Origin of the sequence: Tepidanaerobacter sp. EBM-49, from assembly GCF_001896645.1 — a bacterium.
In the GTDB taxonomy this organism is placed as follows: Bacteria; Bacillota; Thermosediminibacteria; order Thermosediminibacterales; family Tepidanaerobacteraceae; genus Tepidanaerobacter; species Tepidanaerobacter syntrophicus.
This window is the reverse complement of the sequence record NZ_MPPE01000058.1, coordinates 14,664-28,609: the sequence shown is the minus strand read 5'-3', so window position 1 is coordinate 28,609 and position 13,946 is coordinate 14,664. Positions and strand designations below refer to the sequence as shown.

Below are 13,946 nucleotides of genomic sequence, written 5' to 3'. Positions count from 1 at the left end.
TTTGGTAACAGTAGTAGGTGTTAGATTTAAGAAGGCCGGAAAAGTATACTACTTCAATCCCGGGGCTCTCGATCTTACTGTAGGCGATAAGGTTATAGTAGAGACAAGCCGAGGCGTTGAAGACGGAGAAGTAGTTTCAGGGCCTAAAGATGTGGATGAAGAAAACATAGTAGCACCTCTTAAGGATGTAATGAGAAAGGCTACTGATGAAGATATAGCCGTAATTTGCGAAAATATAGAAAAAGCCCAGGAGGCTGGCCGTATTGCTGTTGAAAAGATAGAAAAGCATGGGCTTGATATGAAACTTGTAGATGTGGAGTATACTTTTGACAGAAGCAAACTTATTTTCTATTTTACGGCAGACGGGCGCATAGACTTTCGCGAGTTGGTAAAAGATCTTGCATCTGTATTTCATACGAGAATAGAACTTAGACAAATTGGTGTCAGAGACGAGGCTAAAATGCTGGGTGGTATTGGCCCTTGCGGCAGATGCATTTGCTGTTCGACGTTTTTAGGCGAGTTCGACCCGGTATCTATTAAGATGGCAAAACAGCAGAATCTTTCTTTAAATCCGGTTAAGATTTCAGGACTGTGCGGCAGGCTTATGTGCTGCTTGAAATTTGAAAGTGAGACTTATGAAAACACCCAGATAAAGTATCCTAATGTGGGAGACAAAGTAATAACACCTGCCGGCGAAGGCAAGGTAATAGGTGTCTATAAAACAAAAGGCTCTGTGAAAGTGCAACTGGATGATGCTAAAGAAGCCATGGAATTTCCTGTGGAAGAAGTGGACGCAGTAGAAGTGATTTCTTGACAAAGAAGGCTGCTGCATATATATTATTAATAAAGTTTTTAAATAATTTTTACAAGATGTTTCCCCGCAAAGGAGGGATATTATGTTTTTTTATTGGGATTACACGATGGTTTTGCTTATACCTGCCATGCTTCTTGCCATATATGCCCAGACAAAGGTTTCAACTACTTTTGAAAAGTATTTGAGGGTTCCGGCAAGATGCGGGATGACAGGAGCTGAAGTTGCCACTGAGATACTTAGAAGAAGTGGAATTTATGATGTAAGTGTTCAGGTGCAGGGCGGCAGGCTTACCGACTATTATGATCCGCGACAAAAGGTGTTAAAACTTTCAACAGATGTCTATAATGGCCACTCTCTGGCAGCCATTGGAGTTGCCGCACACGAATGTGGACATGCGATTCAGCATGATGTGGGGTATACGCCTCTTGCGATTCGAAATGCCATTGTTCCTGCAGCAGGCATTGGCTCACAGCTGGCAATTCCGCTGTTTTTTATAGGCCTCTTGTTTCAAGCTGATTTCTTGCTTACACTGGGAATATTGCTATTTTCTCTAGCAGTGCTTTTTCAACTTGTAACACTGCCGGTAGAATACAATGCTAGCAATAGAGCAGTAGCAGTTTTGGAAAGAGAAGGATTTATCGACAGAAGTGAAGTAGGTCCTGTAAAAGCGGTGCTTGGTGCAGCGGCGCTAACTTATGTTGCGGCTACGCTTACAGCCATAATGCAGCTTTTACGGCTTATAATTCTGGCCGGTGGAAACAGGGACAGAAGATGATTTCACCAAACCCTACTGTTTAATACAGTGGGTTTTTGTTTATTTTAGAGATGGAAGTTAATTTGTAAAATTTTTTTGAATAAGGTGAAAAACATGCTGGAATTATCAGTGGGAATAGTGGGGGCAGGAAAAGGGGGTTCTGCCCTTATAGAGACACTATCAGATTTTGACAACATAAAAATCGAGGGGATTGCTGATATAAACCATGAGGCCCCCGGCTTGAAGCTTGCAATAAAAAAGGGCATCGAATGTTTTGAAAGTGCTGAGAGTATGCTGAGAAGCAAAACCTTTGATGTGATATTTGAAGTAACCGGAGACAAGGATGCAGCTATTAATATCCGCCGGCTTATTCCTGATTCTACCGCTTTAGTAGATGGCAGGACTGCCAATATTATGCTTACCTTAATAAAAGATAGGGAGGAACTTTTAAAAATAAAGGAGACAAAGGAACAGCTTGCCATAATACTAAACTCAGCTCAAGTGGGTATTCAGCTTGTAGACAAAAACGGCATAATTCAATATGTAAATGAGGGTTACACCCGCATAACCGGAATTCCGGCAAATGAGCGTATAGGCTGCAATGTATTTGATGTTTCCCAGGACGGGGCACTGGTAGAAGTGCTCAGGACGGGAAAGCCTTGTATGGGTAAGCCTAATAGGGCAGTAGGATCTAATGCTCAGGTAATCTCAAATGCGGCTCCTGTGATAGTAAACGGTGAGATGACCGGGGCAGTAGTTGTGTTTCAAGATATAAGTGAAGTTATTCGGCTTACAAAAGAACTTAAAAAGTCCTCTAGCATGATTGATGGTCTTAAAGACGAAATAAAGAAAATGAATGAAGTGAAAGGCACCTTTGATGATATTGTCGCAAGAAGCCCCGTGATGCAGGATGTGATAAACATGGCAAAAAAAGCTGCAAAAGAGGATTCTACAGTATTGATAACAGGGGAAAGCGGCACAGGAAAAGAACTTTTTGCAAATGCCCTTCACAGCGGAAGTACCCGGAGCCTAAAGCCGATGATAAAGATAAACTGTGCTGCAATTCCGGCAGAACTTTTGGAGAGCGAACTTTTCGGACACGAAGCCGGAGCCTTTACCGGTGCGGCCAAGCTTAAGCTTGGAAAATTTGAACTTGCAAACGGTGGCACCATTTTCCTCGACGAGATAGGAGATATGAGCCCACTGCTTCAGGCAAAACTTTTACGCGTGATTCAAGAACAGGAAATAGAGAGGGTCGGCGGCACAAAACCCATAAAAATTGATGTGCGCATTATAGCTGCCACCAATCAGAATCTATTAGAACTTATCCGTGTTGGAAGATTCCGAGAGGACCTTTATTTTAGATTGAATGTAATCAACATAAATATACCGCCTCTGCGGGAGAGAAAAGAAGATATTATAGCCCTTGCGGAAACATATATAAAGGAATTTAACCGCAAGTTTTATAAAAATGTCAAAGGCTTGACAAATAAAGCCCAGGATCTACTGCTTTCATACCAGTGGCCCGGTAATGTAAGAGAGCTTAGAAATATTTTTGAAAGGACAATTTTAATGGTGGAGGGAGAGTGGATAACTGAAGATTTACTATTTCCGTATTTTAATCAAATCAAGAGAAAGGACCCCGAAAAAAATGGCCTAATGCCTATAGAAGAAATGGAGTGCAGGATGATAAAAAAGGCTCTTGAAGAATACGGCTCAAGCGTAAAAGGCAAACAAAAGGCCGCCAAAGCCTTAAAGATTTCCCTTGCCACACTTTATAACAAAATAAAAAAATATAATATCGAGGCTTAAATTTTTAACCTAGACTTGAAAATTTTCATAATCTTACATTGCTTAACCGGTGCACTTTACGAAGGTAAATAAAACAAATTTCAAGCTAAGATTTAAAAAATGATAGGAAAATAAAAGGTAGGTTCTAAAAATAAGATATTATCTCTAAGAATTAGAATATATATTCTATATTTTAGAATGGCGCAATTTTGTTGATACTTTTCGAAGATTTTAGCAGGAGACTTCATTAAAACTTATAATAATTATAAAAATAAATTGAAAAAGCCTGAAATATCAAAGGGTTTTGTTGGCATATTATTTGCATATATATTATTTTATGGAATATAAATAACGGCAAGGGTATCTTATATGCTTAAGATACATTTGGAAAGGGGAAGCTTATGCACGAGGCAGATGTAGTAGTGATTGGCGGCGGTGTTATTGGATGCTCTATAGCATATCATCTTGCAAAAAAAGGTGTATCTGTCATACTGCTAGAAAAAAATGATGTGGCATCGGGTACATCAGGAGCATGTGACAAGGCAGTGCTTTTACAGTCAAAAAACCCGGGGCTTCATCTTAAGATGGCCCTTGAAAGTGTAAAACTTTTTCCTGATTTGCAAAAAGATATGGATATAGATATAGAGTTTAAAAATGCCGGTGGTATGATTGTAATTTATACCGAAGAGCAATGGGAGATAATGAAAGAATTTGTAGAAAGGCAAAACAGCTATGGCCTTTCAGTAAGTTTAATCGGGAAAGACGAAGCAAGGCAGAGACAGCCGGCCTTTTCAAAAGATATAATAGGCTCAACTTACAGCGCGATGGATTGTGAAGTAAACCCTATATACCTTTCACTTGGATTTTTCCGCAGCGCAAAAAGATACGGCGCAAAAGCAATGCTTGCAACCGAGGTAAAAGACATAAAGGTTAAAGACGGCAGAGTAGAAGGCGTTGTAACTGATAAAGGCGATATTGCAACGCATACGGTAGTCAATGCTTGCGGAGTGTATGCTCCCTTTATCGGAAACATGGCAGGAATAAAAGTTCCGATAGTGCCCAGACGAGGTCAAATAATAGTAAGTGAGGCTGTAGCACCATTAGTTCACGGTGATATAAACTGTGCAAGATATATTACGGCAAAGTTTAATCCGGAGCTTCTGGGTCAAGGCGAAAGCGCCCGACTTGGTATAGGGCTTTCCTTGGGTCAAACTGAAAATGGCAATCTGCTGATAGGCGGAACAAGAGAATTTGTGGGCTATGATAGAAGAACCACCCATGCTGCTCTCAGGGAGATATTAAAACATGCATCAAATCTGGTTCCTGCTTTAAAAGACGTCAGTATTATACATAGTTTTTCCGGTCTTAGACCTTATACACCTGACGGCCTTCCTATCCTTGGACCAGTTCCGAATTTGAAAGGGTTTTATATGGCGGCAGGACATGAAGGAGACGGGATAGCACTTTCGGCAATTACCGGCAGATTGATGTGTGATGTTATCACTGAGGGTAGTACAACTATAGATATAGACATGAAGCAACTTTCAATAGAAAGATTTAAGGAGGACGATGTAAATGATTTTTGGACAAGTCATAACTGCAATGGTCACACCTTTTGATAAGGATTTGAGTATAGATTATAATGCTTTGGAAAAATTAATTGAGCATCTTATTGCAACAGGAAGCGACACTCTTTTGGTGGCAGGAACTACAGGGGAATCACCTACACTTTCGGATGCAGAAAAACTAGATCTTTTTAGAGCATGCAAAGAAATTGCCGGTAAAAGAGCAAAGATTATGGCAGGCACAGGCAGTAATTCTACGATTCATAGCGTGGAGTTTTCACAAGAAGCCGAGAAGGTGGGAGTAGATTGCCTTTTAGTAGTATCCCCTTATTACAATAAGCCGACACAAGAAGGCCTTTACAGACATTTTAAAGCTATTGCCGATGCAGTGGATATTCCTGTTGTGCCTTACAACATACCGGGCCGAACGGCAGTCACAATAGAGCCTGAAACATTGGCGCGTCTTGCAGAGATTAAAAATATAGTTGCAGTAAAAGATGCAGTAGGTAATCTGGAAAAGACCAGCAAAACCAGGCTGCTCGCACCTAATCTTGAAATTTACAGCGGAGATGACAGCATGACACTGCCTATGCTGGCACTGGGCGGCCAAGGCGTTATAAGCGTAGCATCCCATGTGGTAGGTAGTGAGATAAAGCAGATGATAACAAGCTTTAAGGAAGGAAAGACAAAAGAAGCAGAGGAAATTCATCTAAAGCTGTTTGATTTGTTTAAGGCTCTTTTTGTCATTACAAATCCTATACCGGTAAAAGCTGCACTAAACCTAATCGGCATACCTGTAGGTGGTTTGCGCCTTCCTTTGTGCGAAGCTGACGAAAAGACGGTTGCTCTTTTGAAAAGTGAGCTGAAAAAGCTGGGTAAAATTGAATAAACAGCACATAATTTTAGCAGGTGGCAGTACTTGTTTCGGGCATAAAGCAATACGTGTATTGCTGCCTGCTTTTACGCAAAAGCGGTAAGTTTTAATACTTTTACAAAGGAAGATGAATTTGCAAATATTCCAAAAAGAAACCGCATCTATATAATATGAAAGTTCTTCGATAATCAGACATATTGACTATTTATTAAAATTGATTGGCGAAAGATGCGGCAGTTGAGCTGAAGCTGCCTGATTTTATAAGCGTTGTCAGCTTAATCTATTATTTTTTATACATAATAATTTTATAAATCGGTAATTGCAGTAGTGGCAATATGAAAAAAGGCTTTTAGACTTTTACGAGGTTCTTTAAAGCATGGAATTTAGTGAAAAAAGGAGGTAGAAATTCAAAAAAATTTTGATAAGAGCTGCTAGTTTCAAGGTTTTAATTTAGTGCAAAATTGAAATCACGGACCGTCTTTATTCATTCTATTACATCCAAGCAAGAGCAAATTACACAGCAATAGCAGCCAATAAGCAGTTACAGCTTCACTAAGCTGTAAAAAAGCAAACTATCATTAATAGGATCTTATTTCTATTTACTGGGGTTAAAAATTAAAAAACGGGAGGAATTGTAATGAATCTTGGCACAATACTCTGGATTGCAACAGTAGTCCTGGGAGCCTTTTTCCTGTGGATCGGATTTAAAGTCAGCCACAAAGCCAGCGCCAGTTTTGCCGACTATTCGATTGCAGGCGGCAGTTTGCCCCTATTCCTCATATTTTTTACTGAATTTGCAAATATTATGGGTGTAGGCAACTTTGTGGGTCATGCGGCAAAGGGTTACGCAAACGGCTTGCCATGGTTGTTTTTTATACTTGGCGAGCAGGGTTCCAAGATAATCTTTGCTCTGGTGTTTGCAGGTTTTGCTGGAAGATATACTTACAGTACATTTATTGAAATGATTGATGATCTAGTCGTAAAAGATAAGGTAACGCGTGTTATTGGTGCAATACTTGCCTGCAGTATAATGATAGCTTGGACAGGTGGGCAAGCTAAGGGATTTGGAACGATATTCCAAGTTATAACAGGAGCCAATCCTGTGCCAATAGTATTCTTATTTACCGCCATCTATATCGTATACACAACGCTAGGCGGCTACTATTCCCTTGTTTGGATGGATTTTGTGCTTGGACTGATGGTTATCGTATTTGGCGGAATGTTCTATTTTGAGGCATTCAAGATTGTAAATTTCAGTTTTGCTGAAATTGGGGCGCGTCTTACTGCAATGGGAAGACCTGAGATGTGGAGCCTAAGTGGTGCAAATTATGGTGTGGCCTTGGCTAATTTCGTAACAGGCTGTGTCGGCATCTTAGCAGCTCAGATGTATTGGCAAAGCTGCTTTGCTGCAAAGGATTCAAAGACTGCCCGCAATGGCCTGCTTGCCAGCGGAACAATTGCAATTATATTCGTTATGCTTACTGCTATAGTCGGTATGATAATCTATACCGTAAATCCTAATCTTACCGGAGAACAGCCAATGCCCTGGTTTATGATGAACATGGTGCCTACTATTGTGGCTGTGGGCATATTCTTGTGCATAATGGCGGCAGGCATGTCCTCGGCAGACTCCAACCTGAACTCTGCTACGGTTTTAATGACTAATGATATTATAGCAGTATTTAAACCTGATCTTACAGATAAGGAAATGATTTTTATTGTCAGAGTCTTGACGGTTATAGTAGGTATAATAGCAGCTGTTGTATCTATTTATTCCCCTTCAATTTTGGATCTGTTTTCAAGGGCTTATTCTATGGCCGGAGGCGGTTTGGTGCCGCTGCTTGTTGTAGGCCTGCTGTGGAAAGAGCGGCCGGAAGATCCATTCCAGCCCGGAAAGCGAAACAGTAAAGTGACTCCCTGGGGAGCAAGAGTAGGCATGATTACAGGCGCTGTTTTGTCACAAATCAACTCTCTTGGCACATATAAGATACTTATTGCTCTTGCTGTCTCAGCCATTCTTATTATAGTTGTTTCTATGGTGACAAGAAACAGTGATTCTGCATCTACAGCAGCCTAAATCCGGTATTTGAAACGCCTTTATATTTTGGAATAGAGCCTGTCAGGCGGACTAAAGCTTGCGGCCTATAATTATGAGACCGGGTATTTCAATGCTAAGCCGTTTACTTAACAGGTAATAAGATTATATATAGGCTATGGAAATTGCGAGCAAGGGTCATTTTTAAAATCTAAAGGACCTTCCTGAAGATTATAAGTTATCTTCCGGAAGGTCCTTAATTTTACTTTAGAAAAGCCTTCAGATACTTTGCAATTCGGAGTGAAGGGAAATGAAGAATCTTAAGACTTATCATCGAAGATTCTTCGCTTGCGCTCATGATGACATTTTTCGGCGATATTATTACTTAAAATAAGGTTTTTTCTGGCAGTATTAACGTTTTAATGATGATATTCTAATTACGTTATCGCTTAGGGCAACAATTTATGCTCAATGCTTCAAGGCTCGATAATATCTCTAAGAGAGTGCTCTGCCGTTGGGTTCTGGCATTTTTTATTCAGGGCTCGATAAAAATATCTCCCAGAGGGCTTGCTTGTTTTTTGAGCTTTCCCTTTGCTACAAGTTCATCCAGCGCTGCCTTTAGGGTCCTTACTTCGTAGTTTGCACCGGCAGCTGCATTGATTTCCTCTACAGCTTTGGCAAAATTTGCAGCATATATGGGAAGATGCGGTTTTATGGCATCGAACAGATTATCTTCGGAAGTTTCGCGATAAAACTTTATTTCATCTAGTGGATTTTGGGTATGGGGGCTTCGAGTATGAGGAAAACGAACGCGTATCGCAACGGTTCTTCCAAAAAGCGGTGATGAAACAAAAGCATCTCCTGAAGGCAGATAAGGCAGCCTTCTAGCTTCCTCAACCTTTATATCGGTTTCTTCGGAAATAGTGCCGATATCAGAGGCACGCACAGTGCGAAATATGATTTTTGTATTAAGCTGCGCTGTGACGGTTTCATCAAGAAGCGTAGGCCGCTGCGTGGCGAGTATTAAAAATACGCCGTATTTTCTTCCTTCCTGGGCAATTTCTGTAATTATTCCTTTTGTGGCAGTATCTTTTCCTTTTGGCGCAAAATTATGAGCCTCATCGGTTGCGATTATGAAGGGCGGAAAATATTCCCCTGATGGCTGGCCTTTTAGCTCGCCATCCTTATAATCTCTGCGCTGGTGGTAAATGTTAGAAAGCAGGTAAGTGGAAAATACCTGCAGAAGCCATATAGGTCCCTGAATTACTGCAAGTTTCCCCTGCATCATTGTCTCTTTTACCGGCTTTATATCATGGCTGAAAAGACCGGAACTATATAATCGTCTCAGCCGCCATATGATACCCTGCACAGAAGGCAGAGGGGTATTTTGGTACTTTTCAAAGAGCTGACGCATCTTAATATATTTTTCTTGCTCCATAGGTTCCATATCCTGTTTTAGTGCCTGCTCAATGCGGGATCGTCCCATCTCTAACGCTTCGCCCAAAAGCTCAAGGCGATTTGAAAAACTTAAATATGTATCGCCCCTTAAATGAAGCTCTTGCACAGCACTTGACATGGCCTCTGTTAAAGGAGATACGGCTGAAAGCAATGCCATCAAATCTCCTCTTGATAAATTTAAAAATTCTACGCCGATATCTTCGCCTATCTGAAATTTTTTAAATACATCTTTAAAATCCCGTTTTTCTAAGCCGTTTTCTTGGCTTTCCGAAAATTCCATTTCATAATGCGGATCCAAGATTAAGGCCGGAAATCGATGCTTCATTACTTCTTCCATAATAACCCTAAGACCGAAAGATTTGCCGGAACCCGACCCGCCGAAAACTCCGATATGGGGATACTGTTGAAATGACCTGAGATCCAAGAAAAACGGCACGTTTCGCGTCTTGTAAACCTTGCCATTAGAAAACATTTCGCAAAGGCCGCGAAGGTCTTCCTCCATGGTCTCGGCAGTTTCTTCGGTATTTTTGATTTCACCTATCAAAAGTCCGTCTTCGCGCGCGCCTTTTAAAAGATGACTCCTGACCTCGTCGAATATAGGAAGGCGAGCTTTACATCCTGTTACTACCGGAAAATTAGCTTCTGAAATAAGCTTGACTTTTGCAATGTTTATTTCATCTTCGTTTATTGAATACCCTAGATGCTTTAAGGATTCTATAACATCGGCGTCGTGAATGCCATTGCCTATGGAAAGGGGAATAAACCTGTTGTAAGAATTGCTTTCAACCACTTCGCCTATAAGGTTTCCTTGATAAGGATCCTCTATAACCAGCAGCTCATTTATCCGAAACTTTCTGTCTCTTGATGCTGCATACACCTCTTGTGGCGTTGTAAGCCCAACTACCTGCATATTTGCCATAATATTCCTCCTACATCTCCCGTTTTTCTCGCTTAGGCTTTATAAATTCTACATAATCTTCTCCGAGGTAAGTGTGCAGCAACCCTTCCATTACTGCATCACTTATTCTTACGCTTTTATCAATTATATCAAGCCAAAGAGGTATCCCTCTGCTTTCTTTCGGGGTTAGCGTAAATACAAGATTCGGTACAAGCCCTATTGCTTCCTGCTGTTCTTCTAAAAGGTCAATTCCTATAGGTTTTGGATCAAGAGATGACCTCATAAAAAGCGTCCGAAACCCTTCTTTAAATAAGCCTGGCATAATTTCCAATGCTTCTCCAACCTGCAAAAGTCCGAATAAAATTTCCCAATCTGATGCGGGAAATCCGTCCATGTCCAGGGCATCCTTCAAGCACTGGCTAATTATACCGGTGGATATACCTTCTACAACACCTGCCAGCAGGACTTTTTGACTTATTGCCTCTTCTTTTAATTTATTCCACAAAGCTCCGGCCTCAATTTTATAACGGACTAGAGAGCCGTCCAGCAAAATTACTGCGGGCTTGAATTTTTCTAATGCCAGAAGCGCCGCTTTTGCCTCTAACTGGGCAAGATTGCGCTTTACAAATTCCTGATATTCTTCTTCATTCGCTACATCTTCTGTTATAAGGGGAGAAAATGCATCGGTTACGAGAAGATCGTTTTCTCCGGAGCTGCAAAGTTTTGCAAGAGCTTGTTGGAGGGTAAACAGATAAGGAAAAGGTCCTCCCGCGCTGTTTGTTGACCCATCCACCCCTACAATTCCGCCTTTTTGAGTAATACCCGAAAGCTCTTTTTGCCCAAGTCTTTCGCACATAACAAAATTTCCCAGGCCCTTTTCTGCTATAATAGAGCGCAGCGAAGAAGGAGAAGGCCTTTTTTCCAAGCGCAATCGCATGGCGCTAGCTGTCTCTTCGAATTTTTTCTTCAAATCGGTATTTACCTCAAGCATTTTTACACCTGCCTAAGTTTTTAAAAATTTTACAATTCTGTATTGACTTTTTTTGTCATTTCTGGTATGATTTTGTCCAGGGTAAATCATTATATATAAAATTAGGGGGCGTATGTAAATGAAATCTACAGGAATTGTAAGAAAGGTCGACAATCTGGGGCGTATTGTTATTCCTATAGAGCTGAGAAAGACTCTGGGAATATCCGTCAAGGATCCGCTGGAAATTTATGTGGATACCGACAAAATAATCCTCAAAAAATACCTGCCTGCCTGCATTTTCTGCGGCAATGCCGAGGATTTAATTGTTTTTGACGGAAAAAACATCTGTAAAGATTGCGCAAAAAAGATTGAAAAGGCCTTGGTGAAACGCACTGTAGAAGGTAATCCTTCAAAGCGGAGCGCTCGCCTTACAGATGACGACAGCGAAGCATCTGCCGAGGCGAAGTAAAAATAAGTCAAGCTAAGCGAGCCAGTTAAATACTAAAAAGAAGAGATCCCTAAAAAAAGTTCTCTTCTTTTTTCGTATCTAAAATTTTACTCGACTATACACTTGGAATTGCGTTCTTGCATCATCTCAGCGGATCTTTTGGCAGCGCTTTCAACTGTTTTGACTATTAGGCCGATAAAGTCTGCATTTTCCAAGACTTTCATCCCTGCCATAGTTGTGCCACCAGGCGTTGTGACCTCGCTGCGCAGTTTAGAAGGGGACTGTCCGGTTTCGACTACCATTTTTGCCGCTCCATACACTGTCTGCACTGTAAGCTCTTCAGAAAGCGGACGAGGGATACCTGCCTTAACCCCTGCCTCTATTAAAGCGTCCATCAGCAAATAGACATAGGCGGGACCGCTGCCTGAAAGCCCTGTCACTGCATCCATCATGTCTTCCTCTACTATAGATACTTTACCTACCGAAGAAAATATTTCCTCTGCAAAATTTCTAGCCTCTTCTTTGGCATATCGCCCTAAGGCTATTGCTGTAGCTGATTCTCTTACTTTGCATGCTGTATTGGGCATTGCCCTAATAACCTGTATTTTTTTGCCTAATGCATCTTCTACATAGCTTGTTGCAACTCCTGCCGCAAGGGTAATTATAATGTGATTATCAGTTATATCATTTTTGAGCTGTTTTAGCAGATTATCAATATCTATTGGTTTTACGGCAATTATAAGATATCTGCAATTTGACAATATTTCCTTATAGTCCCTTGTTGTATGAACATTATATTTTTCCCTAAGGGCATGAAGTTTTTCGTCATTTTGCTTGTTTGTTACATATATATCTTCAGGATTTATTATATTCTGGCTTAAAATACCATCTAGCATCGCAACTGCTATAGATCCTGCTCCGAATATTCCTATGGTTCTGTGGTTTTGCACTTACTTTCCTCCCATCGCTTGCGCTGATTTTTGATTTTCTATAAAAATATCTTGACATAGAACATTATCAAGTATAAAAAACCTTCCGCCGTGAGAGGACGAAAGGTCGTTGCTTGCCGTCTTGATTTCTTGGTCAAATGCTTGAATTTTGGTACCGCACCTTTCCTCTGCGCCGTTAGGTGCTTTAAGGACTTTTGTGATTAAATAATATTTTATAATACTATCTAGTAAAGTGTCAAGTGAGCTTGCTACTTATAAAACAGGCGAATTCCAACTTCGGTGAATTTACCTGCCAAACTCGGTATTATACGTTTTCTATAGATCTTAATAATGAAGAATATTAAGCTGTTCAAAGAAAGATCATTCACCTTGAAAGACTTTCTACTTTGTCAAGTATCACATGGCAAAGCCAGCTGTTCAAACAGGTATTTCCTTCATAAATACTGATGTGTTGGTTTTTGATTTACATCATATCCTAGAATATTTAGCAGCTTATCTTATATCGATAAAAGATGGAAGGCCTGTCATTTTTCTATTAAAATTTCATATGCCTCATTTCTTGAAACACCGACTTGTTTTGCCGCTCTCTTTAAGGCTTGGTTTTTTGTAAAGCCTTTAGACATTTCTTCTTTAATAATCGATTGAAGGGAAGCTTTTAGCTTATCTTCGTCTGCTTTTGCACTCTCAGATGGGCTTTTGCAAGGTGTAAAACCCTCAACCACTAAGACCATTTCGCCTTTAGGAGGAGATGCCTCAAATCTTTCTATAATCTCTCCTATGGTGCCTCGTATAAATTCTTCATGGATTTTAGTCATCTCTCGAGCGATAACAATTTTTCTGTTTCCAAAGATGTCAAATAAAGTTTTAAGGGTTTTTACTATACGATGGGGTGCTTCGTAGAATATCAATGTTCTTTCATCTTCCACGATTTTCGTAAGGAACTCCCTTTTTTCTTTTTGTTTTAAAGGCAAAAAGCCTTCAAAAGCAAAGCGCCTTGTGGAAAGACCTGATGCGACTAAAGCGCATACAGCCGCTGCTGCTCCGGGAAGAGGAACAACTTTAATCCCTTCTTTTATGGCATCTTGAACCAAATCTTCTCCGGGGTCTGAAAGAGCCGGGGTGCCGGCATCTGTTACAAGGGCAATGCTTTTGCCTTCATTTAACATATTAATGAGTTTTGGACCCTTTGAAATTTTATTGTGTTCATGATAACTTGTAAGCGGTGTTTTAATTTCAAAGTGGTTTAATAATTTTATTGTAACCCGGGTATCTTCGGCGGCTATAAGGTCTACTTCCTTTAGAACATTTAAGGCTCTAAATGTTATATCATCAAGATTTCCAATTGGAGTGGGGCATAGATATAGTACACCCTTATCTGAATCTGACATT

General features: G+C 40.5%; 11 protein-coding genes. 7 read left to right on the top strand and 4 right to left on the bottom strand.

Translation table 11 applies throughout. From position 1 onward, the window contains the following. The first annotated feature begins 1 nt into the window (after nucleotide 1). From BUE08_RS10525 to BUE08_RS10500, 6 genes are all read left to right on the top strand, one after another. The gene (locus tag BUE08_RS10525) at nucleotides 2-814 is read left to right on the top strand and encodes a PSP1 domain-containing protein (RefSeq protein ID WP_213950507.1); all 813 of its coding nucleotides are present in this window, start codon (nucleotides 2-4) and stop codon (nucleotides 812-814) included. Between the two features lie 82 nt (nucleotides 815-896). Further along, complete coding sequence (locus tag BUE08_RS10520; protein WP_286680910.1) at nucleotides 897-1,589, top strand: zinc metallopeptidase; 693 nt, start codon at nucleotides 897-899, stop codon at nucleotides 1,587-1,589. 93 nt (nucleotides 1,590-1,682) lie between these two features. Then, complete coding sequence (locus tag BUE08_RS10515) at nucleotides 1,683-3,380, top strand: sigma 54-interacting transcriptional regulator (RefSeq protein ID WP_286680909.1); 1,698 nt, start codon at nucleotides 1,683-1,685, stop codon at nucleotides 3,378-3,380. A 380-nt stretch (nucleotides 3,381-3,760) separates the two neighbouring features. Continuing rightward, nucleotides 3,761-4,978, top strand: coding sequence for an NAD(P)/FAD-dependent oxidoreductase (locus tag BUE08_RS10510; protein WP_286680908.1), 1,218 nt, complete (start codon nucleotides 3,761-3,763; stop codon nucleotides 4,976-4,978). Further along, nucleotides 4,935-5,813 carry a 4-hydroxy-tetrahydrodipicolinate synthase gene (dapA, locus tag BUE08_RS10505; protein WP_059032047.1) on the top strand — a complete coding sequence of 293 codons (879 nt, stop codon included), beginning with the start codon at nucleotides 4,935-4,937 and terminating at the stop codon, nucleotides 5,811-5,813. Before BUE08_RS10510 ends, dapA begins: the two co-directional genes overlap by 44 nt. A gap of 622 nt (nucleotides 5,814-6,435) precedes the next feature. Next, on the top strand, nucleotides 6,436-7,875 hold the full coding sequence (locus BUE08_RS10500; protein WP_213996681.1) for a sodium:solute symporter family protein: 1,440 nt from the start codon (nucleotides 6,436-6,438) through the stop codon (nucleotides 7,873-7,875). A 493-nt stretch (nucleotides 7,876-8,368) separates the two neighbouring features. Here the strand turns inward: BUE08_RS10500 and BUE08_RS10495 are convergent, their stop codons facing one another. Next, complete coding sequence (locus BUE08_RS10495; protein ID WP_213950578.1) at nucleotides 8,369-10,201, bottom strand: ATP-binding protein; 1,833 nt, start codon at nucleotides 10,199-10,201, stop codon at nucleotides 8,369-8,371. 19 nt (nucleotides 10,202-10,220) lie between these two features. Then, nucleotides 10,221-11,180 (bottom strand): DNA double-strand break repair nuclease NurA, encoded by a 960-nt coding sequence (locus BUE08_RS10490; protein WP_286680907.1) that lies wholly within the window; start codon nucleotides 11,178-11,180, stop codon nucleotides 10,221-10,223. Nucleotides 11,181-11,298: 118 nt separating this feature from the next. On the opposite strand from BUE08_RS10490, the gene BUE08_RS10485 reads away from it, so the two are divergent. Beyond that, nucleotides 11,299-11,628 (top strand): AbrB/MazE/SpoVT family DNA-binding domain-containing protein, encoded by a 330-nt coding sequence (locus BUE08_RS10485; protein ID WP_083497644.1) that lies wholly within the window; start codon nucleotides 11,299-11,301, stop codon nucleotides 11,626-11,628. 86 nt (nucleotides 11,629-11,714) lie between these two features. Here the strand turns inward: BUE08_RS10485 and proC are convergent, their stop codons facing one another. Beyond that, nucleotides 11,715-12,557, bottom strand: coding sequence for a pyrroline-5-carboxylate reductase (gene proC, locus BUE08_RS10480; RefSeq protein WP_213997510.1), 843 nt, complete (start codon nucleotides 12,555-12,557; stop codon nucleotides 11,715-11,717). A 524-nt stretch (nucleotides 12,558-13,081) separates the two neighbouring features. Next, the gene (gene rsmI / locus BUE08_RS10475) at nucleotides 13,082-13,945 is read right to left on the bottom strand and encodes a 16S rRNA (cytidine(1402)-2'-O)-methyltransferase (RefSeq protein ID WP_286680906.1); all 864 of its coding nucleotides are present in this window, start codon (nucleotides 13,943-13,945) and stop codon (nucleotides 13,082-13,084) included. Nucleotide 13,946 lies beyond the last annotated feature (1 nt).

What these genes read in the sequence shown, in the direction of transcription:
- BUE08_RS10520 (WP_286680910.1), top strand. Translation starts at nt 897, where the DNA reads ATGTTTTTTTATTGGGATTACACGATGGTTTTGCTTATACCTGCCATG.
- BUE08_RS10515 (WP_286680909.1), top strand. Translation starts at nt 1,683, where the DNA reads ATGCTGGAATTATCAGTGGGAATAGTGGGGGCAGGAAAAGGGGGTTCT.
- BUE08_RS10510 (WP_286680908.1), top strand. Translation starts at nt 3,761, where the DNA reads ATGCACGAGGCAGATGTAGTAGTGATTGGCGGCGGTGTTATTGGATGC.
- dapA (WP_059032047.1), top strand. Translation starts at nt 4,935, where the DNA reads ATGATTTTTGGACAAGTCATAACTGCAATGGTCACACCTTTTGATAAG.
- BUE08_RS10500 (WP_213996681.1), top strand. Translation starts at nt 6,436, where the DNA reads ATGAATCTTGGCACAATACTCTGGATTGCAACAGTAGTCCTGGGAGCC.
- BUE08_RS10495 (WP_213950578.1), bottom strand. Translation starts at nt 10,201, where the DNA reads ATGCAGGTAGTTGGGCTTACAACGCCACAAGAGGTGTATGCAGCATCA.
- BUE08_RS10490 (WP_286680907.1), bottom strand. Translation starts at nt 11,180, where the DNA reads ATGCTTGAGGTAAATACCGATTTGAAGAAAAAATTCGAAGAGACAGCT.
- BUE08_RS10485 (WP_083497644.1), top strand. Translation starts at nt 11,299, where the DNA reads ATGAAATCTACAGGAATTGTAAGAAAGGTCGACAATCTGGGGCGTATT.
- rsmI (WP_286680906.1), bottom strand. Translation starts at nt 13,945, where the DNA reads ATGTCAGATTCAGATAAGGGTGTACTATATCTATGCCCCACTCCAATT.